Source organism: Nocardia sp. NPDC004711 (assembly GCF_053601595.1).
Window position 1 is genome coordinate 1 of the sequence record NZ_JBSGCB010000092.1, and the last position, 21,197, is coordinate 21,197.

Sequence of the window (21,197 nt, forward strand, 5' to 3'; positions counted from 1 at the left end):
CGGCCTCGCAGGGCAGAAAGAGCCCGGCGCAGGACTCCCCGGATCGGGATGCCGGTGTGCGAGTGGAGTACTTAGATCGCGATCTGTGGAACGTACACTGTCAACACCCGAAACCAATCACCAACTGCCGAAACCACACCCATGGATCCTGCCGCACATCGCCAAAGATTCATTTGGAATCCCGCTCTGGGCGGGGACCCATAGCACCAAGACTGCAGGGACGCTTACGACCGGTAGGCCGAATCCACTCCGCGTGTTGCGATCTCGATGGCCACATCCAATCCGATCTCGTACACGATCAGGGCGATCACGAATGCCCACACGATATTCCGACCGCGCACGACAGCGCGCCTGCCGAGGTACATGCAGGTCAGGCCCGCGACGAACCAGGACATCCACAGGCACGCCTGTGCCGGTATAGATTCCGACGCACCCCTGGTGAACCGATGCCAGTCGCCACCGCCGTAGATGAAGTCCGAGTAGCTCGTCATCACAGTCAGGGATACGACGGCGGTGACGAGCGTCACCAGCAGGCCGACCACAACCGAACTGACCGCGAAGGTGTTGGCCCGGCCACGCCTGTAGTCGACCTGCTTCTGTTCGACGGTCATACTCCGCAACCCGTGACGTGTACCAGGACGAGGAGCTTCCCAGCGCTGCGGGCAGCGGCCAGTTTCGCCTTCACTGCGGGGTAGTCCAGGGTGTATTTCGTCAGGTCGGGGTTGAAATGCACTGAAGCGCTGCAGCGATCTGGGCGCGACCCGCTCGCGATCCAGATCTCTCCGTCTGCCGTCGCCTGGGCTCGATCGACGGGCCGCAGAGGAATCGACGGCACCGCCACCGCGGCTACCGGATCCGGATATGGTTGCGGCCCAGCGAAATACGCCAAACCCTCGGGCAGATCGTCGCCCGGCGACCAACTGAAGACCGCGACCCGCTCGAACCCGGCGACAGTCACCTCATCGGCGATCCGCACCGACTCGACCGGACGGTCCTGCCACTGGTGAAATCGATGAATTCCGAACAGCGGGAGCCCCACCAGCGCCACCACCGCAACCGCGACCCGGCCCAGACGAACCGCGCGGCTGCGGCCCCGCGGAGTATCCGTACCTGTCATCGATCCCCTCCTGATCGCCTACAGTACCGTGACCAGCAAGTCCGGGAGGTTCTGGCACTTCTCTAAGCACCACGACAAGCTGGCGCTGACCTACCGCGCCAGCATCGTCCTCGCCCTTGTCGGTGAGACTGCCGCAGAAGCGGTTGCGTTGATCGCCTCACACCTGCCGGCAGGGTGTGGGCCTGCGATCGATGGGACCGCCGAGGACCTCCCATAGATCGGTTCCTGGAAACGTCCGCTACTGCCGCATACCGCACTGACCGAACCGGCCAGCGCAGCGCGCCGGCAGTCGGAACCTGGTGCGGCGCAGAATGTCCGCTACTGCCGATGAGCGTGCCTTCTTGCGGCTCAGTGAGCGTTCTGCTGCGGTGGCCGCCACATCGACCACACTCGTGGGCCGCCGAAGTGCATCGTCGTCTGATCGCGAACCGTGAATCCGAAGCGCTTGTAGTAGGCGAGATTTCCTGGATTGCTGGTTTCCAGGTAGGCGGAAGCGCTTTCGTGGTCGCAGGGGCCGAGTCGGGACTGCAGTAGCTCACGGCCATAACCCATTCCACGCGTACCCGGAGATGTTCCGATCGCCTGTAGGTACCAGTGCGGCTCGCTCGGGTGTACGCGCTGTTTCTGGTGATCGGCCAGTCCCAGCCGCGGGATACTCGGACCGAACGCCTGTAACAGGCTGGGCAACATGCCCATTTGAGCGCGAATGGTGTGCCGCCAACGATCGGGTGGCGCCCACAGGGTCGCACCCTGCACGGTGCCGGCGGCGTCCACGGCGACATCGACATGACCGTGCAGCAGGTGGTGCCGGGCCAGCGCGGCGAACATCTTCGTGGCGCGCGCCACCCGCGACTCGGAGTCCGGAAGTAGCCACCCGACATAGGGGTCGTCGTCGAATGCCGTCGCCAGCACGCCTGCCACGGAATCGACGTCGCCGGTGTCGGCAGCTCGGATCAGCACAGCCATAACCGCAGTCTCGACAAGTCGACCCCCATCGATCGCTGCGCCGACCATCCGCGCAACTTTCAAAACCGTTGATACACACCAGTAATCAAGTGCGATCTCCGCTTACGACCTCTGACGATACCCAGCCGCTGCCGCGTTCGCCCAAGGAACGCATCCGAGGTCCAGGCGAACGCATTATTCTGCCGCATACCGCGCTGACCGAACCGGCCAGCGCGGGGCGGCGGAAGATCAACCGGCCGTGCCCATCTGACGTCGGCCGAGCGTCCGCAACTGCCGGCGAGCGAGTCTGGAGTGATGTCGCTCTCGGCGGCGGTTCGCGGGATTCCCTGTGTGCCACTGGAAATCTAGGATCGGCAGTGAGGTCCCGGGGGAGGGAGACCCATGACGGACTCAATATTCACCACGCAGACCGCAGCACGGCCCCTAGTGGTCTTCGATGGCGACTGTGCGTTCTGCACTGCCAGTGTCGATCGCATCCGGAATCGAATACGACCGGACGTCGAGTTCGTTCCGTGGCAACGACTCGACCTGCCCGCCCTAGGACTGACAGAACAACAGGTCGAAAGCGCTGTTCAGTGGATCGACGGTGAGGGAGGCCGAGCATCAGGAGCGCGCGCTGGCGCGCTGCTCTTGCGACGTGCCGCACAGCCGTGGCGAGCAGTAGGCACGATCATGCTGATTCCGCCGGTCAGCTGGCTCGCCGCTATGGTGTACCGTCTCATCGCCAAGAACCGGCATCGTCTACCTGGCGGTACTCCGGCCTGCGCCTTCCCCAGCCCAAAGCAGCATTGACGGCCTACCGCACCCGGTTCTGTCGTTTGCCACCGTTGTAGGACCACTACGTTGCCAGTCCTGGGACCACCGGACGCAGTGCAGAAGTGGAACAAGTTATCGCACGTTCGGCTGGTGGAGGCCGCGTTCCCGAATGCGTGACCAGCGGCATGAGCTGAACCGGCCCGGGCGGTGCCTACCGAAGCGTCGTCCCCGCTCGACGCGTTGTATGACCGCTACGGCCTGGCCGAGGAGATGATCGCCGGTCCGGATGGGGCCCCGGTGTCGGGCACCCCGGAGTAGTCGGGCAACTCAACGCCGTTGATGGCGCGCTCGAGCAGTTCGGTGAACCATTCGCCGGCGAAATCGGGACCCGGCTCGGCGTCCGGCCCGGGGACGTCGCGGCTGCGGGCATTCAACCGGCCGATCTCCTGGTTGGCCTCGACGAACGACCGCATCCGCGCCTCGTAGCGGGCGAATCCGGCCGCGGGATCCCATCCGGCGGCGGCCAATTCACCGGCCAGCAGGTAGGCGCCGACCAGAGCCAACCCGGTGCCCTGCCCGGACATCGGCGATGAGCTGAACGCCGCGTCCCCGAGCAGCCCCACCCGTCCGATCGACCAGCGGTCCATCACCACCTGGGCGACCTGGTCGAGGTAGAAGTCCGGGGTGTCGTCCAGATGCGCCAGGATGTCCGGGGTCAACCAGCCCAGGCCCGCCATCTGCTCACGCAGCAGGCGCTTCTGGGCCTCGACGTCACGGTAGTCGACGTCGAAGTCGGCCGCGGCGAAGTAGAACATGGCCATCGCCCGCGTAGCGTCCTGAATGGGGCGCAGTAGGGCCGAGCGCCCGGGCTCCTGGTACTCGAGCAGCCAGCGATCCAGCCCGAACTCGTTGGGCACACTGTAGAAGGCCAGCACGTGCCCGAGGTGGCGGAGGAACCGCTCGTGCGGCCCGAAGACCATCGCGCGCAGCGCTGAGTGCAGCCCGTCCGCCCCGACCACCAGATCGAAGCGGCGCCGGTCGCCGCTTGCGAAACTCACGTCGACCCCATCCGCGTCCTGGGTGAGTTCGGCGATCCGGTCGCCGAAGAGGTACTCGACACCGGCGCGGGTGTCGTCGTAGAGCACCCGGGACAGATCCCCGCGCAGGATCTCGATCTCCGCGATGAACCCGTCGCCACCGTCGTCGTCCGCGTGGAAGGTCTCCAGCACGTTCCCGTCCGCGTCCATCGTGTACGCGCCGGCGGTCTCGGTGCGGGCCGCGCGTACCGCCGCGTCCAGACCCATCCGGTGGATGACCTCCTTGGCTACTCCGCGCGCGTCCACCGCTTGCCCGCCTGGACGCAGTTCGGGCGCTCGCTCGACTACGGTCACCTCGGCTCCCCGTCGGCGCAACCAGTGGGCCAGCGCGGGCCCGGCGATGCTCGCCCCCGCCACCAACACCCTGGCACCGCTCACCGGCGGCTCCTGCTCACCCGTCAGGATCGTGCACTCCTGCCCGAGGTCGTCGACACTCATCATTGCCTCCATGTGTTTCCTCCCGCACCGGAACGCTCCCCGCACAGGCCCACCGCTGTCGGTGTATCCAGCCGTATCGACTACGGATCCACCCGAAACTCATCGGTGCAGCCGGAACCGCATCCACGCTCCCGCGAACACCCTGAACTCCGCTACCTATGGAACGTCCGGCCGCTCTCGCCATGATCGGTCCGCACAACGGATCTGGAACATGTTCGCTCAGTGGACCACCCGCTGTCGGTGGTCCCACGACTGGCAACGTGGTGGTCCCTTCAAGCTGGCAGGCGACAGTTCGGGGTTGCTCGCGAATCATCGGCACCGAGCGACCAGCGCGCCAATCATCCGCTCATGCCGCATACCGCGCTGACCGGGCGGCCAGCGGCGAGAGCTGCTGCGGCTCAGTGGCATTCGTTTCTGCCAAACCCGCGCGGTTCACCGGGACCCGTGGGGCGGTCAGTCTTCGTCCTGATCCTCGTCGTCTTCGTCATATTCCTCGTACGCCTCGGCTTCGAGTTGTTTGACTTCGTCGACGAAGCGCCAATAATCCGGACTATAGAGGTCTAGATGGACCGCATAACCCGTCGCCGCCAGGTCGAAGACGACCTTCGGCGTGAGCCAGTGCAATTCCATTTCGTCGGTGACATCCTCAGATGCGGATATTCCCAGCGTCGTCGCGTTCGACGCCGCGATACGGGAACGGTTCCCCGCTTACGCCGGCGAGAGATCCAACTAGCCACAGCGTGCGGGAATCATTGCTGTACAAGACATCCGCCATTGCCTACGGCTGCGCTGACCGCGCTGACCGAACCGGCCAGCACAATTACGTTGGAAGACCAACGCCCAGAGATCATCTGACGTAGCCGACCCGCGGGCGAACGTCTTGGAATGCCGAATGGCGCGCTGACGGAACCGGCCAACGCGGGGCGCCGCGGCCGGAACCTGGTGCGGTGCAGAACGTCCGCTACTGCCGATGACCGAGCGGCTTGCCGCCCGGAAATCAGCCCAGCTACCGGTCTGCCACTCGATGGATCTGGCAGCGGATATGCTTTTCGGGTGTCGGCCTCTGCTGCGGATTGCGTCGGCTGGACGCTTCGGTGATTGGGGCACAGCCAGATTCGCTCACCGGCATGGATCCGAAGGGGCGCCACGTGAATCCGCGGCAGTGGCCGGGGATCAGCGGGTGGCGTCAGGAACCCACATGTACCCGCTGATCCCGGTGTTGACGCAGATGACAGGTTCCCCGGTGTTCACATCCCACGTCGGATGCATCAACTCGCTGTGTGGACACCAGGTGTTCACTACCGGCGTCGCCGTCGCCGCCGCCGACCCGGCCAATCCGATGACCGCCGCCGCAATGACTCCGCCGATGACGGCTGTGCTCGCGAGTGCCTTCACTGTGTTCTCCCTTCGTTGTTTGACAAGACCACTCTGCGAGGACGGCGTTAACGAAATCTTGGGGTTTGCTTATCGACGGTTCGCACGATGCTCGACAATAGTTGGACGCGGCAACCGTTCGAAAACGATTGCCGGTCGAACGCACTCGTCTATCGACCTGCTCAGCCCGGACCACCCAATTCACGAGGACAAACCTGGCACTTCGCTATGGCTAGGCATGGCCGGCCGAACAGGTCACCGACACTGCCGCCCGGCTGAGGGCAACCCGTTCGAGACACCGCAAAGCAGAGGCGTGCCGCAGATCGCTTGTGCGCCATCCGAAGTCGGTACAGGTGACGCTGTGGCTGCGAGGCAGGATGATCGGGCCTCGGTGTCACGAAGGTGGCGTTCGGTGAATGTCGGTCGCGCACTCCGGTGTTCAGTGTCGATGAGGCTCGGGCGCGCCTGCCGAACCCACTGCGCCCGCGCGACCGCGTCTTCCGGGGTTCGGGCCTTCCATCGGGAAAGACCAGTTGCCTGCGGTGAGGAGCGGTCCGTAGATGATCAACCAACTCCGCCCGACCCGGAGGCCGACAGCATTCGCGAACTGGTAATCCGCCACTCCCATCTCCATGTCGTACCCGTCATCACCGATCAATCGCACGGAGAAGCCATGACGCAGGGCCACGGCCCACTGACGCTGGACCCGAAGGGTGGAAGGTGTATCGCAGCAGAGCCTTTCGTCAATTCTCAGCCTCGGAGAAACTGCCGAGACGGCGCCGGGTGGCTGTGCTAGCCTCCATCCGGAGTTGCCGCCAGCGGGGCTGCAACTGGAGGGGGAAAAGAACGTGCTCAAAGGCATTCGTAGATCTGTCATTCTATTGCTGACGGCTATTGCCGCATTGACTGTAGCGTCTACGGCGTCAGCTGACAGCCTGCAGATCCGTAGTGGAATGAATGGTTTCTGTCTTGATATTCAGGGGGCGAACCCTGATCCGGCGCCGGTCGTCTCGTACCCGTGTAACGGTCAGTCCAATCAAGCCTGGTATTGGGACGGCCAGCAGATCCGTAGTGGAATGAATGGTTTCTGTCTTGATATTCAGGGGGCGAACCCTGATCCGGCATCGGTGGTCACGTACCCGTGTAACGGTCAGCTCAATCAAGCCTGGTACAGGAATGGCGCGGAAATCCGTAGCTATCTGAATGACTTCTGCCTCGATATCCAGGGGGCGAACCCTGATCCGGCACCGGTCGTCACGTACCCGTGCAACGGTCAAGCCAATCAACGCTGGTAAATCTATTGCGGGCGAAATCCGGAAGGTGCCTGACCTTCTGGTAGATCGCTCCGAACGCACTATTCTGCCGCTGACCGCGCTGACCAACCCGGCCAGCGCGGCGCACCGGAAGATCAAGTGGCCATACCGATCCGAGGCCGACCGATCACATGCAACTGCCGATCGGTGTGCACCACGCAGACCGTTGTGAGGTAGCAGTCAGTACGAGCGGTACGGCCAGGTGTGGCTATTGTTCGTTCGTTCAACCCGCTCAACCCACTGAGTTCACCCGCCAGGAAGGCCAATGGACCCCCTCGGAGATTCGCTGCTCGCTCGCCTGGTCGGTCTCGAACTTGCCTCGGTGGTGTTCGTCAGGGATTACCTGCAGTTCGACTTCGACGGCCCACGCTTGACCTGCTATGTGTGGCCGACCGTTCACGCCGACGGCATTACTCGGTCGCTGGGAGATGCCGGATATCGGGATACGTTGTGCGCCTTCATCAGCCAGACCGTCGTATCGACCAAGGAAGCTGTTGGCCTCGGACTTGTCGTGCGGTTCGGTATAGGTGCGGTCTCCATCCATCCGGCACTCGAGGAACTGACTGGCCCCGAAATCGCGATGATTTCAGGCTTCCCCGACTGGAGCTGGGGCGTATGGCGTCCCGGTGAGGACGTGTTCGCTGTGGAATGAAAGCCGGCGCTACGTCCGGCCGAACATCCGGGCATGGTGCATTCTGTGGTGATGATCGACCGGCAGACCGAATCGCATGAGGAAAGGGCGAGCCATGTTCGCGTTCATTTCGACCTCGAGGTGGATGAGGACGGTTGGCCGCCCGTAGGTACCGAATCCATGTGGGCACTCCCTTCGACCGAGCCGGGACTCGTCGAACTCGCCAACACCCCCTGGTTCGTCCGCGGGCTGGCCATCGGTGACATCATTCGGGTCGCTGCCGACAGCGCGGGCCTGCTGCGGATGACGGAGCACGTGTCGTGGTCGGGCAGTTGCACGATCCGCGTAATCCCTTACCGCTCAGGACCATTGGCAGGCGACCTGCAGCAAGTGATCGATACCTTTGCGTCACTGGGAGCCAACTACGAGGGCCTTCAGCAATACGGGATGGTCGCCCTCAGTATTCCCACGCATGCCGATCTGTCCGCCGTGAAACGTCTGCTCCGCCAAGGCGAACGAGACGGGTGGTGGGCTTACGACGAGGGATGCATCGGCGACGAATGGGACGAGGCCGGGTAGCCGACCGCCTTCGGCGAATCCACTCGTGGTATCCGCTCATGCCGCATACCGCGCTGACCGAACCGGCCAGCGCGTGTGTCGGAAGATCAACTGGCCGTGCCGATCCGAGGCCGGCGGAACGTCCGCAACTGCCGAATGGCGCGTGTCGAACCGCAGGGCCGGTGGGCAGCCGACGTGACTGATCGGTACTGAAGAGAATCCCGCTATCGCGGTGACGCGTCGGGGGATAACAGCGCGTCGATCGCCGCTCTGGTGTCGTGTGCCTGACGGGTCGGGACAGGCAGATCTGCATTCCACGTGCGTCCGTGGCTTATCCAGCAGGTCCGCATTCCTGCGCGGTGTCCACCGGCGACGTCGAGTTCGGGGTCATCGCCGATCATCCATCCCTGCTCGACAGCATCGGCACCGATCTGGCGAGCGGCGAGCTCGAAGATGCGGACATCCGGCTTGCGTAAGCCGACCTCACCTGAAATGCAGTAGCCGTCAACGTGTTCAGCGAGCCCGGTGCGTTCGAGCTTGCCGAGCTGATTGTCCAGTGCACCGTTGGAGACGATGCCGACGATCCATCCACCGCCGCGCAGCAGCGCGAGGCCCTCCAGCACTCCCGGCCGCGGTCGCACGAGTTCGGGCATTCTGTGCCGGTACCGCTGCCACAGCAGCTCAACTGGTTCGGCCAGCCTGAAATGTGCTCTGATCTCATTGAACATTCGCTCCTTCGGCCCCGGCCACATCTTCGGAGCGGCTTGCAGCCAGCCCACCGCACCGTCTGGCAGCCGATGCTCTTCGGCGAACTCGAATACCCACAGGCCGAATGCTCCGGTCTGATCCACGAGCGTGTCATCCAGGTCGAACAATGCCATCGGATGTCTCAAATCAGCTCCTTCCCGAACGCACCGTAATGCCTATCGCCCTGACCGAATCCGCCAGCGCGAGGCGCGGGAGACATGCGGTGTCGGCGCAGCAGTCGTGGCACTCAGATGTAGACGTTGCGACCGTACTCGCCGTGCGGCAGTGTGAAATCGTCCGGTCGTTCCGGGCGCAGACGGTTATAACGCAGCCCGAACTCATCGATGGCCTCGTGGATACTGCAGTCCATTTCGGTCCTGATGGCGCGGAGAGCCTGAACCACCTTCTCAGCGACGATCAGTCGTTCACCGAGGTCTCGTCATTCACGTGAGCAGTGTGTCGGTGCGCTGCGGGATCGGCAACCGGATTCCGACACAGCCCCGCTAGGAGAGGCCGCGGCCGATGCAGCGAACATACTCAATTGCCGCATACCGCGCTGACCGAACCGGCCAGCGCGGTACCTCGGAAGATCAATGGGCCGAGGGCATCTCGGACGGCTGCCCGACCGCCGACAGTGCACGGTATGCCGATTACAGGCTCAAGCCCTGCTTCAATGCCGAATTCTGACGCCCTGAGATGTTGTGAGAGGCTCCGAAAAGGGACCGGGGCCGCCCGGGGGAACAGGAGTGGGTATGCCCAGCTATGAGATTGACGGAGTTATACCGGTTGTAGCCGCCGACGCGTTCGTGCACCCGTCGGCAGTGCTGATCGGAGACGTCGTGGTCGAAAGTGGCTGCTACATCGGCCCGGTGGCCAGCGTCCGAGGCGACTTCGGCCCGATCGTCATCGGTGCGGGATCCAATGTTCAGGATGGCTGTGTGCTGCATTCGTTTCCGGGGCGAGAGTTGTTGCTGGAAGCTGAATCTCACATCGGGCACGGTGCGGTACTGCACGGTTGCGTGATCGAGTCGGGGGCGATGGTCGGCATGAACGCAGTCGTGATGGATGGCGCACGGGTGGGGGCACGCGCGCTCGTGGGCGCCGGGAGCATGGTTCGGGCGGACACGACGATCCCCGCAGAGCATCTCGCGGTGGGTAATCCGGTCACCGAGACCCGGCCGTTGGATGAGCAGACGTTGCGGTGGAAGGCAAACGGCGTCAAGGTTTATCAGGAATTGGCCAAGAGGTCGTTGGCTTCGATGCGGGAGACCACACCACTGGCCGAAATTCCGATCGACCGGCCGCGACTCAGCACCGGCCGCGACGTGTCGACTCCCTTGCACGAATTGCGCCGCAGTGGTGGCAGTAGCTAGTCGTCGAGAAAGGTTGCAGGGGAGCGACGGCGGCGGTCTACAGTGACCGAGAAGACATCGGGGCGAGAGTAGTGCCCGGCAGGATCGAAGTTCTGTCGTTCCTGGGCTACCCGGGCGGGATCGATATCGGCGATCACGAGGCGTTCCGCACCGATCACCGGCTCGACCAGCCAGGCGCCATCGGGTCCGGCGATCGCGGAGCCGCCGTCATAACCGGCCAGTTTGCCTTGTGAGATCAGCATGTCTCGCAGCGGGAAGTCCTCAGGCACATCGCCTTAGTCGAGCACGGCTGCGGGCGGCCAGGGAATAGACCCGACCTTCCAGTGCGACGAATCGGGTGATGTCTCGGGTGTTTCGGACCGATCCGGGCCGGGTGGAGATATGAAGGGTTTCCCCGTCGGCATACAGGGCGTGGCGGGCTTGGGGCATCCAGTTCTCCCAGCACGACAGGCCGGTAGGCTGGCGCAACTGTCTTGGGTTCGAGGCGCTGACGCGGTTGGTCCGCGGCGGCCGAATCTGATTGCGCCTCATACCCTGCGAGCGGTATCGATGCTCAGACCTAGAGTATCGGTGGGGGAAGCACCGGCGGTGGGGGATTCACCGGCGGTGGGGGATGCAGCGGCGGTGTTGTGGTGGTTGTCGGAGGCGGCGTATGCGTCGCCTCCGGACCGTCGAAAGAGCGGACCAGGATGCCAGCACGACCCGGGGAGTCCGGGCTGATATCCGCGCAGGTGCCAAGGTTGTCCCCGCGCAGTTCGCCAGAGAAACTGCTGGGTACTTGTGGGAGTTCGACGGTCGGCGTATTCGCCGACGCACCGAACGCGATCACTGTCGCGGCAGCAAGGGATCCGAGCATGACGGTGGTAGTCCGGAGAATCTTCGGCGGATGCACTGACCGGCTGCAGTGACCGCCACCGTGTTTGTAATGTCCAGCCGTCCGGGTGACGTGGCAGGCAGTCAGCTCGTGCCGATGTATCAGCTCATGCTGGTGTGCGGGGTCCTGTGACCAGGAGTCACGGTCGCGAGATGTCGTCATTGTGTTCTCTGCGGCGATTTCGGGACTCGCCCAGCACAGGCAGTGGCCGAGCGCTCTGGTGGCCGAGCGCTCTGGTGCTGTCGACCGTTGCCGGTGGGGTATGACCGGCGCAATCATGAGCAGCTCCTGATGCGTGAACCGACGCATCTCGCGCGGTATCGACCTGTTGATTGTCTCCCGGCACGATGCCCCGGAAACAGGGCAATTCGGCTCCTCCGTAGAGAGCAGAAAAGGCGTCACTGGCAGGGCTGGAGGCCTTTCCGAACTGAATGGCGCGCCAGTGCTCGACTGACTACCCCTCGGGGGCGAGGTGTCCCTCGTTGGCCTGGTCGGGCGCGACCGAGTCGTACGAACCGCCGTGGCTCGGGTGAGGGTGCGATGGCCCGTCCGTCGCGCGTCGGCCATGCGCCGACGTGCCGGTCACCGGTCCGGATCGAGGACGTGCCGGCGCGGCTGGGATCCACTGGCCCTGACGCTCGGATTCGCTGGCCCTGACCCTTCACCGATCGATGTTTGTGTCCTGGTCGCCGCGTACTCGGGCGGGAGGGAGGCGGCTTCGGCGTCGATGTCCGTCGGGATCGACGCGGGTCGACGCCGGGTGCCCTGGTCGACACGCCTGGCCGTGACATCGCCTGGCCGGTGGCGCCGTTTAGGCTTGCCGAACGGTATCCCTCCCATGTGGATTTGTTCGTGTGCTGTCGAGTTGCCTATCGTCGCGAACCGGAAGGCTCAGGCATGCGAGGTTCGTTCACCGGCGCTGTGGCCGCTGCGGTCGCGGCAAATCTGGCCGTGGCAGGCCTGTGTATCGGTGGCGCTGGAGTCGGCCGCGCCCAGCCGCCCAGCGCGGATGTCTCCGGTGGCGGAGTTCATCTGACGGCGTCGGTCGGCAGCATCGAGGCGAACCCGCCCGGTGACCGGACACCGAACTTCCTGATGACGTTCTCGCATGCCGCGCAGATGTCCGGCGATTACTCGGTCACCGTCGACGGTGGCCAGATCACCTCCGGTGAGGCGGTCGCGGGATTCATCCTCGGCTGCGGGATCAGTGTGGACGGCGGCTTCGGTGTCGAGATCGGCACCGATCAACGGCTGGGCGCGAGAATTCCCGGTCGGGTGATCAGGCCCGGTGTCATCGGGAATCTGGGCGTGGGCGAAGGCGTGTTCGCGAACTTGGGACCCGGCCAGGTCACTATCGCCAGAACCGAGACGGCCCGCCTGGATGCCACCACGACCTTCCCGCATCGCATCGCGTTCAACAATGCCGCGCTCAATATCGCCCAATGCGCCTCGCCGGTATCGGCCGTCCCTTTCATCACCACCACGGTGAGCACCGCTGAGCGGCTGGTGCAGACCACCGCCTACGGCGACCAGTTCACCTTCTGAAACGGTGGCACGGTCGAGTTGAAATCCTTTGCACCACAATGTGTCTCGCTGAACAGGCAATGCTCGCACGAAGGAGAGGTAGGACATGATGCCCGCTATCCCCGAGCCGGCCGAGACCTGGAAGTTCGATGCCGGTGAGGCGCGGTTGTATCCGGCCGACGGCGCCAATCTCGTCGATCCGTTCATCATCGCCGCCGGTTCCATCCATAACCGGCCAACCGACCTCGACGTTCTCCTCGAGGATGTCGCCAGCGAGGAGTACTCGCTGCTTGCGGGCCTCCACGCCGCCGGCTACGACGTCATCCTGGTCGGATACAACAACGGTGCGGCCGATCTCGAGACCAACTCCTCGGTGATCACCGAAACGATCACCCTTGCCAACGATGTACGCAGTTCCGAATACTCGCTCACCGTCGGTGGTCTCGGGCGCGGCGCGCTGCTTGCCCGCTACGCGCTCGCGAAGTCGGAAACCGAACGCGTCGATACCCGGACCGGGTTCTACGTGTCCTGGAACGGGACACCGCACCGGAGCGAGGAAGGCGCGTTGATGGAACGCGTGGGCTGGTGGCCCCGGATTCCGGTGAAAATCAAAGTGCGCTCCCAGGCCGAGGTCGATTGGTTCGGCAACGGTGAGTTCGATCGTGAACGCATCGACGACAGCGACGAGGTGATGACACAAAGTCTGGGCAATTGGCTCATCGACACGATCAGCTGATCCCGGGCTATCCCCAGCAACAGCACCGACCGCAGCGCTTCACGGTCCGATGCTGCTCACCCCGAGTGGATCGAAGAGGGCGCGAACGGACCGAGGGTGGCGTATCTCGACGTGGCAGACCTCCTCACCGCGGGCGCAACCGGCTACCAGACCGCTCGATGGTCCGACGCCGTTGTGCCAGCGGATTGTTCGCATCGATCGTTTTCGAGCACTCAGCGACATGGGTGGACGGGATGGGGCGGGTAACGACCTCATCATCCCTCGGCCACGATCGGGCACCGACCGGTTGAGAAGGCCGACCTGTTGGTATGCGCTGAGGTGTCGGCGCAGCACACAACCCCCTGACCCCGCTGAGCCGATACGAGGGTCTCGCCTAACGTGCGCTACCGCGACGCTGGGGCGAGACCCTCGTCCTTCCGACGTGGTCAGCGTGGGATGTGCCACCTCCGGACATCCGCGCCTCGATGGCGTCGTGCTCGGCGCGGATCAGGGCGCAGATATCTCCGAATTAGCTACACGGTCGCGATCGTGGTGCAGAATGCCGGAGGGAACCGGCCCGACCGGTCGGTGAACCTTCATGGGGTGAAATGACCGATCTGATGGGATCGACTGCACACGAGTTGCTCGCGCAGATCCTCGCGCGCTACGGCAGCATCGACGCCTTCCTCGCCCGTCTGCACGCTCTGCTGGACATACCCACAGCCGTGCACCCTGACGCGGTGGCACCCTCGGCCGGTGGCCGGCACCGGCTCGCAGAGCCCCAGAGCACAGTGCCGATGACTACCGGAACTTCTGCCTCGCCTACGTGACCGAATCCTGTCAGGAAATCCTGACATGAATGGTTGGGTGTGGTGCCAGCCCACGCCGTCAGGTCAGCGGGGACCCTGCCCGGGGCTGCGGCGAGCTTCGAGCGCATCCAGGATCAGATCCAGGCCGTAGGTGAACTCGCCCGTATGGTCGTAGCCCGGTCGCAGGGCGTGATCGGTGATCAGCTCGCGCAGGTGCGGGTACCGATCCGCGGGCAGGCGCTCGAGGATGTCGCTCGCCACGTCCTCGACATCGGCAGGGGTCGCGGCGGGCAGATTCGCTTCCTGCAGAACATAACCGCCGATGTAGCTGTCGATGAGGGAGACGGCATGCGAGGCGTCGGCGAGAGTGAACCCGGCCGCTTTCAGGACTCCGAGCACCGCATCGTGGTGATGGAGCGTGGCGGGGCCGGGATTGCGGCGGGAGTCCATCAGCCCCAGCGCCCAGCGGTGCTGCGACAACACCTGCCGGGCGGAATGGGCGCGTACCCGAATTGCGTCCCGCCAGTCCGCGCGGCCGGTATCGGGTAGGTCGATCGCTGCGAACACCGCATCCACCACACCGTCGAGGATGGCCTCCTTGTTCGGGACGTGGTGATACAGCGACATCGCCTCCACCCCGAGTTCCTGGGCCACCCGTCGCATCGAGATCGATTCCGCGCCACCGCGATCCGCGACCCGGATGGCGGCATCCAGCACCCGTTCCCGGCTGAGCGGTTGCGATCCTCGTGGCACTGCGGCTCCCGGTTCGAAGGGTATTGACAGGCTTACGCCCGTAAGCCTACCTTACGGCTGTAAGTCAACCTTACGCCCGTAAGAGAAGGAGATGCCGATGCCGATGCCGAGATGGTGGGGGCACGTGAACAAGCGGCTGTTCAATCCGCGCGCGATCGCGAACGGGAAGTGGCCGGTGCTGACGCACATCGGCCGCACCTCGGGCACGACCTACCGCACCCCGCTCGACGCCTATCCCGTCCCGGGCGGGTATCTGTTCGTGCTGGTCTACGGCTCGCGCGCGGACTGGGTGCGCAATGTCCTGGCGGCCGGTGGCGCATCCCTGCGGATCGGCGGCCGCGACGTGGAACTCGCCGCCCCGCGTATCGTCGGGGAGACCGAGGCATTCCAGGCGCTGCCCGCGGATGCCGCACGCCCGCCGAAGCTGTTCCGCATCACCGAATTCCTGCGCATGGACCTCGGCAACGCGGTGACCTTCAGCTCCGAATCCGCTCGCTGATCGGCGTAGGTACCGGTCCGGTCCGGGTTCTCGCTGCACACCGCCGGATCGTCGCACCCGGCTGCCAGCGCGGCGTGTCACGCACCGCGGTCGACTCGGCGAGCGGGCCTCGCCCCGGCTCGCGCCGCCAACCTATCGAGCACTTCGGTGCGCGCCTCGGGGACCCTGATCTCCATCCACACCGAACCCGCTGGGCCGCTACCGAATTCGAAGGCCACACCGACCCGGCGTTCTGGCCGGTGCGGTCAGAGCGGCATGCGGCTCCTCCGTGAAGTACGTGGTGCCGGAGAAGGTGGCCTCCGTGAAGTCCGTAGGGACAGGATGTTCTGCGGGCCAGCACTTTCGAATCATGATCGGTGATCACGACCATCTGTTTGCGGTCGGCCAAGTCGATCCCGACGATCGCATTGCCGGTCGGGACCAAGGCGCGCAGCCGGTTCAGGCGCGCGTTACGGTTGCGATCACCCCGGGACAAGCCATTACCGTTGTTCATGGAACGTCCTCCCTGTTGGGACGGGACACCAAGCCCTACAAGCGCATCAGGAGGACGTTCCCCACGTCCAGACACCGACGCACAGAACGTCTTTCGATGCCGCATAGCGCGCTGACCGAACCGGCCAGTGAGAGGCAGGCGAAGGTCAACTGGCCCTGCTGATCCGGCGCTGGCGGAACGCATCATTTTGCAGTGTGAGTACGGCCTGAACCCGTATGCCGAGGTGGAGTCGGAGGCTGAGCAAGATCGGTCAAGCGGGTTTCGGGGCCGCGTTGGCAGACTCGTCGTGTGGCCAAGACCGGACGAGATCGACTACGCGAACTGCTCGACGCGGTGCTGGACGAGAACAACACCACGCTCGGTGCGATGGCGGCTGATGCCTTCGTTTCGCCGTTCCATTTCACCCGGCAGTTCTCGCGCGGTATCGGCGAGCCGCCGGTGGCGCTGAAGCGGCGGGTGCTGCTGGAGCGGGCGGCGTGGGAGCTGTCGACGGGTAAGTCGGTGACCGACGTCGCGTTCGCGGCCGGGTACGACTCGGTGGAGGGTTTCAGCCGCGCGTTCAGCGCCGCGTTCGGGCATCCGCCGAGCCTGACTCCCGCGGACGAGCGCCGACGGTGGTTGCCCACGAGCAATGGCATCCACTTTCACCCGCCCATGTCGCTGTGGGTGACGAGTGCGCCGAAAGAACAGGCCGTGCTGGATCCCACGACCCTGCTGATTCATCACGATATCGACGACACTCGCGAACTCCTCAGTATGGCAGCGCAACTCGACGAATCGCAGTACCGGCGGGTGCGATTTCCGGGCCTGCTGGTGGAGTCGTTCCGGGGGCCCGAGGAATCCATTGCCACCGTGCTCGCCCATCTCATCGAGTCGAAGGAGGTGTGGCTGGCCGCGATCGACGGCGAGGACATCCCGACGACCGCCGACGACGCCCTCCCGGAATTGGTGAAACGCCATGAGCGCGTAGCGGTTCGGTGGCTGGATACCATCCGCGATCTCACCCGGCGTGGCGGGTGGGACGACACCCTGATCGATGCGCTGTGCGAGCCGCCGCAGAGCTTCGTCATCGGCAGCGTGATCGCCCACATCCTCAGCTACTCCACCCACCGCAGGTATCTCGTACGGCATTGGCTGCGAACCGAGTTATCCATCGCCGGAACCGAAATCGGAGACGGCGATCCCATCGAATGGCTACACCAGAGAGGATGACGTGACCTTCAAGACCGTCTACCACACCGCTACCAGCCTGGACGGATTCCTGGCGACCCCCGACCACAACCTGGATTGGCTGCTGTCTCGGCAGGTCGACTGGGACGGCCCGCTGGGACTGAACCGGTTCGCGGCTGGTGCGGGCGCGATCGCCATGGGCTCGAGCACCTATCAATGGATCAATGAGAATTCCACCGAGCCCTGGCCTTACAACATGCCGACCTGGGTGTTCACCCATCGCGAGTTCCCGGCCTTCGACGACGGCCGCGACGTCCGATCGACCTCGAAGCCGGTGGAGGTCGTACACGAGGAGATGGCCGCGGCCGCCGACGGCAAAGACCTCTGGCTGATGGGCGGCGGCGAGCTGGTCGGCCAATTCGCCGATCAGGGCCTGCTGGACGAAATCATCGTCTCCATCGCCCCCGTCACGCTGGGCGCGGGCGCACCCCTGCTCCCCCGCCGCCTCGAACTGAAGACCACGGAAGTCGCCCATAACGGCGAATTCGCCTGCGTGCGTTACTCGGTCGTGCGCTGACGCCCCACCAGCGGTGATGTGTGTCAGCGTTCAACGGCCTGGACCATCTCGCGGCCGAGGTAGTCGAGGTATCGGCCGATCTCGGTCAGGCGGCGACCGGCAGGGGTTGTTGCGCCGAGGATTTCGGCACCGAGGCGGGCTGCCTTGACCTTTTCATCGGAGGCGCGGGCAAGGTTTCGAAACCGCGCTCATCGACGATGACATCATCGAAATGCGTTCGGTGCTCCCTCGGTGACAGGCCTGGTCGTGGACTGATCTGAACCGACGCCGCTCGACTGTGCCCGTTCGGTTCAGAGACCCAGCTGGCTCAGCAGCGGACCGATGATCGGCAGGGAATCGGCGCTGCCCGTGCCGCCGCCGGTGGTCGAATTGCAGTTCTGTCCAGCGGGCGCCTGGTCGACCACAGTGATTTCCTGAGGACCGATGATGCCCCCGCCGCCGGCCTGAATGCCTCGCCACCACACGGTGTGGGTGCCGCTGGTGGTGGGGGTCCAGGAAGCCGTGGCGTTCTGGCCGTGCTGGATGGGCTGCTCGGTGCCGATCATGGTTGCGGTGTTCAAGTTCTTGCCGTCAAGGAAGTAATAGGACGAGATACCGGTCTGAATCTTCGATGCCGGCACGGTGAGTGTGTACGTCTGGTTGACGCACTGGACCGTACCCGAAACCTGGATCCAGTCGTCGGCGGCGGCCGTCGAGGCCATCGACACCGTGGTCGCGGCCAAGACCGCTATGCCGGCGGCGCATGAGCCCAGACGCGTCAGGCTTTGATACTTCAAATCGCACTCCTTGTTCTGGATGTTCTCACCAAATGTGTTGTTGCGCTGGGAAGATCGGTTCGTCGTTCGGCAGAGTCACGGCATCAGATTGCAAGATTGACCCGACATGAGGCCCAGGGGGCACAGCAGAAGCACTCGCAGTATCGCGAGTTCCGATGAACTGACCGACCCAGTTGCCGCTGAACCGGAATCGTCGCCGGTGGCGATGGCGGCCGCGCTGGACTGCTCAGGGTCGAGAACGACAGGTGCGGCCTGCGCGGTGCCGACGGCGAGCACGCCAGCAATAAGACAGCTGACCAGTACTTGTGGGAGTTGACTTCGCAGAACCGATTTCATCGCCGTCTCCTTCGGATTGCGCTGCGTAGAACTCTAGGTGGAGTCCGTCTCACAGGACTGCCGCGAATTCTGGGGGCCCGCAATCACGTAACGAGCTCGATCGACCGTCGGATAACCAACCCCGTCGGGCCGTGGCCGGCCCGCCTGCCACGGTGTTCTAGACGCAATCCCCAGAAGTATGAGCGTCCACGCCCGTACGCGATGCCGAATCGGGGCAACTGCCGAACCACCATGCCGCGCAGCGAATCCCATCCAATCGCGGAGTTCGAGTGCCGACTGGCACGCGGCGGTGAGGGTCGGGTGCTTACTGCTTGGCGATCCCCAGCAAAGGAAGATCCAGCGGCCGGTTGCCGGCGCGGGCATTCCACGCTGTGTACACCAACCGATCGGGGCTGGGAACGTGGAACGCGTCTCGCAGGCCAACTATCACCATGGCGGCCAACTCTCGACCGGCCACCGGCTGCACCGCCCGAGGCACCTGGAACCACCAGTTATCCCAGTCGATGTCAGGAGGATGCCAGCCCGCGCGCAGTGCGAGCTGGTGCCCGAGATTGTGCAGCCCGGCGTTACGGTCCAGGTCGGCGTATGCGCCGAGTTCGGCGTGCAGCATGTCTTCGAACTGAGCGAATTGGGCGAAAGCCGGGCTGAGTGTCGGGTTCGTCGGTATCGATCAGAAGGATCGCCCCGCCGGGGAGGATGGCGAACTGGTAAGCGAGTCCACGCGCGAATTCGTCCCAGCTGGTCACAGGAGCCCCTTGTCCAGCCATTCCGGCCGTCTCGTCCCCGATGACAAACAGCGTGTTGGCTTGACGTCCAGCGCCGGCATCGAATCTCCGTTACATCGCGAGTTGTCATGTGCCGCAAAGACTACGAGCCTCCACTGACACTCTGCGCCTGGCCGACCTAGCGATTCCGACGAGGCTCGTGCTTGCCTGTCGCAGATCGGGAAGTTGTCGTCGCAGATCCGGTAGCCACGAATCTGTTGGCGCACTTAACCTTTCCCGACCGGCCGCACTCGGGGCAAACCCGATGGCTGGAGAGGGAGGACGACGCAATGACTATCAAGACCGCCGAATCCGGCGACGACACCGCCGTTCGCACCGCACGCCAGCTCGACGAGGCTGCCCTGCTTCTCGAGAACGGCGACGTCTACGCCGCGGAGGCTCTGATCATGTCCATGTCGCCCGGCGACATGACGGGTGCCATCACTGTCACCGAGTCCTTGACTCGGCCGTCGTAGCCGCCGGCCTTTACCTGGTTGGACACCGCAGCCATGCAGTCCTGCGCGGGCTGGAGCGCGGTGACGAAGTCAGTCGACATCGACCAACCCCGGACGACGGGCGAGATTCGAGGCGGCCAGGTACCCGAATCGAACCGGCCACGCCCGGCGGGAACCGGGTTCCGCCATGGCTCACACTGGCGCCGGAGAGGGTGCCGGTGCCGACCAACATGGTGGTGGCGGCGCTGAACCAGCCTGAGCCACAGCCCAGTTGGGTCAACCGGCGGCAGGCCGTGCACAAGACGGGATTTCGAACCCACCGGTTGAGTGGCAGCGGTGTCGAAGCGGTCGAGACGGCTCCGCTCGGCACGGTCACGTCGACGGCGAAGATCGAAGCCGACCATTCCGGCCAGGATACCGGCGAGGACCTTTTGCGGCTTCCGCTCCTTCCTCCGCTCAGCAGCTCGTACAGGCAGTGTCCTGTCGTGCCGCGACCCGGGCGGGTTCGAACCGGCCATGGCTGCTGCCTGCGATCAATGAGACCGTGGTGTCCACCGAGGACGCGGTCGGGGTCGGTCTTGTACTGCGGTTCGAGACGGGCACGCTCTCCGTCGACCCGACGGCTGAGGAACTCGAAGGTCCCGAGATCGCGATGCTTCGCGGGTTCAACGACAACAGTTGGGACGTGTGGCGCCCAGGAGAGTACACATTCATCGAACTCCAGTGACAGATGCAGCACCGCCGGCGCGGCACCGCACGCCGAGCATTGTCATGCCGCATGGCGTGCTGACCGAATCGGCCAGCGCGGACGCCGCCGGCGGCCGGAACCTGGTGCGGTGCAGGACATCCGCAACAGCTGATGTGCGGATACCGCTGGACCAGGTCCATTCCCCCCTAATACGTTCCGTACGTTGGTGCCACGGCCAGGTCAACGCCCGCGCCGCCGTCGATGCTGCGTGCCTCCGCTAACCTTGGCAAACGTGCCGGCGTCTTTTCCTCCGATCGATCCGTACGCCGGCGGTCTGCTCGAGGTCGGCGACCGAAACCAGGTGTACTGGTGCACCAGCGGCAATCCTGCGGGC

Annotated in this window: 28 protein-coding genes; 16 read left to right on the forward strand and 12 right to left on the reverse strand. The window is 64.5% G+C overall.

Annotated features, from left to right (window positions below; genetic code table 11):
• Positions 1-224: 224 nt before the first annotated feature.
• Positions 225-611, reverse strand: coding sequence for a hypothetical protein (locus tag ACWEKS_RS45550; RefSeq protein ID WP_452345922.1), 387 nt, complete (start codon positions 609-611; stop codon positions 225-227).
• On the reverse strand, positions 608-1,117 hold the full coding sequence (locus tag ACWEKS_RS45555; protein WP_452345923.1) for a hypothetical protein: 510 nt from the start codon (positions 1,115-1,117) through the stop codon (positions 608-610). The genes ACWEKS_RS45550 and ACWEKS_RS45555 overlap by 4 nt, the downstream gene beginning before the upstream one ends.
• 28 nt (positions 1,118-1,145) lie before the next feature.
• On the opposite strand from ACWEKS_RS45555, the gene ACWEKS_RS45560 reads away from it, so the two are divergent.
• Positions 1,146-1,334, forward strand: coding sequence for a DUF6193 family natural product biosynthesis protein (locus tag ACWEKS_RS45560; protein WP_452345924.1), 189 nt, complete (start codon positions 1,146-1,148; stop codon positions 1,332-1,334).
• 131 nt (positions 1,335-1,465) lie between these two features.
• Here the strand turns inward: ACWEKS_RS45560 and ACWEKS_RS45565 are convergent, their stop codons facing one another.
• A complete protein-coding gene (locus ACWEKS_RS45565; protein ID WP_452345925.1) occupies positions 1,466-2,083 on the reverse strand; it encodes a GNAT family N-acetyltransferase in 618 nt (205 codons plus the stop codon).
• 381 nt (positions 2,084-2,464) lie between these two features.
• Between ACWEKS_RS45565 and ACWEKS_RS45570 the strand changes: the two genes are divergently transcribed.
• Entirely contained in the window at positions 2,465-2,875 is a 411-nt protein-coding gene (locus ACWEKS_RS45570; protein ID WP_452345926.1) for a thiol-disulfide oxidoreductase DCC family protein, read from the forward strand.
• Positions 2,876-3,090: 215 nt separating this feature from the next.
• Here the strand turns inward: ACWEKS_RS45570 and ACWEKS_RS45575 are convergent, their stop codons facing one another.
• The 3 genes from ACWEKS_RS45575 to ACWEKS_RS45585 form a co-directional block, all read right to left on the reverse strand.
• A complete protein-coding gene (locus ACWEKS_RS45575) occupies positions 3,091-4,374 on the reverse strand; it encodes an FAD-dependent monooxygenase (protein ID WP_452345927.1) in 1,284 nt (427 codons plus the stop codon).
• A gap of 453 nt (positions 4,375-4,827) precedes the next feature.
• A complete protein-coding gene (locus ACWEKS_RS45580; protein ID WP_452345928.1) occupies positions 4,828-5,004 on the reverse strand; it encodes a hypothetical protein in 177 nt (58 codons plus the stop codon).
• A 543-nt stretch (positions 5,005-5,547) separates the two neighbouring features.
• Positions 5,548-5,769 carry a hypothetical protein gene (locus ACWEKS_RS45585; RefSeq protein WP_452345929.1) on the reverse strand — a complete coding sequence of 74 codons (222 nt, stop codon included), beginning with the start codon at positions 5,767-5,769 and terminating at the stop codon, positions 5,548-5,550.
• Between the two features lie 692 nt (positions 5,770-6,461).
• On the opposite strand from ACWEKS_RS45585, the gene ACWEKS_RS45590 reads away from it, so the two are divergent.
• The 3 genes from ACWEKS_RS45590 to ACWEKS_RS45600 all read left to right on the forward strand — a co-directional run bounded on the left by ACWEKS_RS45590 (position 6,462) and on the right by ACWEKS_RS45600 (position 8,271).
• Positions 6,462-7,043, forward strand: coding sequence for an RICIN domain-containing protein (locus ACWEKS_RS45590; protein ID WP_452345930.1), 582 nt, complete (start codon positions 6,462-6,464; stop codon positions 7,041-7,043).
• A gap of 283 nt (positions 7,044-7,326) precedes the next feature.
• The gene (locus tag ACWEKS_RS45595; protein ID WP_452345931.1) at positions 7,327-7,713 is read left to right on the forward strand and encodes a hypothetical protein; all 387 of its coding nucleotides are present in this window, start codon (positions 7,327-7,329) and stop codon (positions 7,711-7,713) included.
• A 33-nt stretch (positions 7,714-7,746) separates the two neighbouring features.
• Positions 7,747-8,271 carry a DUF4265 domain-containing protein gene (locus ACWEKS_RS45600; protein ID WP_452345932.1) on the forward strand — a complete coding sequence of 175 codons (525 nt, stop codon included), beginning with the start codon at positions 7,747-7,749 and terminating at the stop codon, positions 8,269-8,271.
• Positions 8,272-8,474: 203 nt separating this feature from the next.
• Here ACWEKS_RS45600 and ACWEKS_RS45605 read toward each other — a convergent pair whose 3' ends face one another.
• Positions 8,475-9,131 (reverse strand): HAD family hydrolase, encoded by a 657-nt coding sequence (locus tag ACWEKS_RS45605; protein ID WP_452345933.1) that lies wholly within the window; start codon positions 9,129-9,131, stop codon positions 8,475-8,477.
• 89 nt (positions 9,132-9,220) lie between these two features.
• Between ACWEKS_RS45605 and ACWEKS_RS45610 the strand changes: the two genes are divergently transcribed.
• Both ACWEKS_RS45610 and ACWEKS_RS45615 read left to right on the forward strand, forming a co-directional pair.
• Entirely contained in the window at positions 9,221-9,448 is a 228-nt protein-coding gene (locus tag ACWEKS_RS45610; protein ID WP_452345934.1) for a hypothetical protein, read from the forward strand.
• A gap of 301 nt (positions 9,449-9,749) precedes the next feature.
• Positions 9,750-10,370 (forward strand): gamma carbonic anhydrase family protein, encoded by a 621-nt coding sequence (locus ACWEKS_RS45615; protein WP_452345935.1) that lies wholly within the window; start codon positions 9,750-9,752, stop codon positions 10,368-10,370.
• Here ACWEKS_RS45615 and ACWEKS_RS45620 read toward each other — a convergent pair.
• On the reverse strand, positions 10,367-10,612 hold the full coding sequence (locus ACWEKS_RS45620) for a hypothetical protein (RefSeq protein WP_452345936.1): 246 nt from the start codon (positions 10,610-10,612) through the stop codon (positions 10,367-10,369). The genes ACWEKS_RS45615 and ACWEKS_RS45620 overlap by 4 nt on opposite strands.
• 1,529 nt (positions 10,613-12,141) lie before the next feature.
• On the opposite strand from ACWEKS_RS45620, the gene ACWEKS_RS45625 reads away from it, so the two are divergent.
• From ACWEKS_RS45625 to ACWEKS_RS45635, 3 genes are all read left to right on the forward strand, one after another.
• A complete protein-coding gene (locus ACWEKS_RS45625) occupies positions 12,142-12,789 on the forward strand; it encodes an MspA family porin (protein ID WP_452345937.1) in 648 nt (215 codons plus the stop codon).
• Between the two features lie 85 nt (positions 12,790-12,874).
• The gene (locus ACWEKS_RS45630; RefSeq protein ID WP_452345938.1) at positions 12,875-13,504 is read left to right on the forward strand and encodes a hypothetical protein; all 630 of its coding nucleotides are present in this window, start codon (positions 12,875-12,877) and stop codon (positions 13,502-13,504) included.
• A gap of 587 nt (positions 13,505-14,091) precedes the next feature.
• The gene (locus ACWEKS_RS45635) at positions 14,092-14,313 is read left to right on the forward strand and encodes a hypothetical protein (protein WP_452345939.1); all 222 of its coding nucleotides are present in this window, start codon (positions 14,092-14,094) and stop codon (positions 14,311-14,313) included.
• 63 nt (positions 14,314-14,376) lie between these two features.
• Here the strand turns inward: ACWEKS_RS45635 and ACWEKS_RS45640 are convergent, their stop codons facing one another.
• Positions 14,377-15,045 carry a TetR/AcrR family transcriptional regulator gene (locus tag ACWEKS_RS45640; protein WP_452345940.1) on the reverse strand — a complete coding sequence of 223 codons (669 nt, stop codon included), beginning with the start codon at positions 15,043-15,045 and terminating at the stop codon, positions 14,377-14,379.
• Between the two features lie 97 nt (positions 15,046-15,142).
• On the opposite strand from ACWEKS_RS45640, the gene ACWEKS_RS45645 reads away from it, so the two are divergent.
• The 4 genes from ACWEKS_RS45645 (at position 15,143) to ACWEKS_RS45660 (ending at position 17,784) form a co-directional block, all read left to right on the forward strand.
• Positions 15,143-15,544, forward strand: coding sequence for a nitroreductase family deazaflavin-dependent oxidoreductase (locus ACWEKS_RS45645; RefSeq protein WP_452345941.1), 402 nt, complete (start codon positions 15,143-15,145; stop codon positions 15,542-15,544).
• Between the two features lie 349 nt (positions 15,545-15,893).
• Positions 15,894-16,199, forward strand: a complete 306-nt coding sequence (locus tag ACWEKS_RS45650) for a hypothetical protein (RefSeq protein WP_452345942.1) — start codon at positions 15,894-15,896, stop codon at positions 16,197-16,199.
• Between the two features lie 126 nt (positions 16,200-16,325).
• Positions 16,326-17,249 carry a helix-turn-helix domain-containing protein gene (locus ACWEKS_RS45655; protein WP_452345943.1) on the forward strand — a complete coding sequence of 308 codons (924 nt, stop codon included), beginning with the start codon at positions 16,326-16,328 and terminating at the stop codon, positions 17,247-17,249.
• A gap of 1 nt (position 17,250) precedes the next feature.
• The gene (locus ACWEKS_RS45660) at positions 17,251-17,784 is read left to right on the forward strand and encodes a dihydrofolate reductase family protein (protein WP_452345944.1); all 534 of its coding nucleotides are present in this window, start codon (positions 17,251-17,253) and stop codon (positions 17,782-17,784) included.
• A gap of 290 nt (positions 17,785-18,074) precedes the next feature.
• Here the strand turns inward: ACWEKS_RS45660 and ACWEKS_RS45665 are convergent, their stop codons facing one another.
• From ACWEKS_RS45665 to ACWEKS_RS45675, 3 genes are all read right to left on the reverse strand, one after another.
• Positions 18,075-18,506: a hypothetical protein gene (locus tag ACWEKS_RS45665; protein ID WP_452345945.1), complete on the reverse strand. Its 432-nt coding sequence runs from the start codon at positions 18,504-18,506 to the stop codon at positions 18,075-18,077.
• A 129-nt stretch (positions 18,507-18,635) separates the two neighbouring features.
• Positions 18,636-18,896: a hypothetical protein gene (locus tag ACWEKS_RS45670; RefSeq protein ID WP_452345946.1), complete on the reverse strand. Its 261-nt coding sequence runs from the start codon at positions 18,894-18,896 to the stop codon at positions 18,636-18,638.
• 304 nt (positions 18,897-19,200) lie between these two features.
• Positions 19,201-19,563, reverse strand: coding sequence for a TY-Chap domain-containing protein (locus ACWEKS_RS45675; RefSeq protein WP_452345949.1), 363 nt, complete (start codon positions 19,561-19,563; stop codon positions 19,201-19,203).
• Between the two features lie 387 nt (positions 19,564-19,950).
• On the opposite strand from ACWEKS_RS45675, the gene ACWEKS_RS45680 reads away from it, so the two are divergent.
• Together ACWEKS_RS45680 and ACWEKS_RS45685 are read left to right on the forward strand one after the other, a co-directional pair.
• Positions 19,951-20,136: a hypothetical protein gene (locus tag ACWEKS_RS45680; protein ID WP_452345947.1), complete on the forward strand. Its 186-nt coding sequence runs from the start codon at positions 19,951-19,953 to the stop codon at positions 20,134-20,136.
• Between the two features lie 526 nt (positions 20,137-20,662).
• Complete coding sequence (locus ACWEKS_RS45685) at positions 20,663-20,842, forward strand: hypothetical protein (protein WP_452345948.1); 180 nt, start codon at positions 20,663-20,665, stop codon at positions 20,840-20,842.
• The last annotated feature ends 355 nt before the right edge of the window (positions 20,843-21,197 follow it).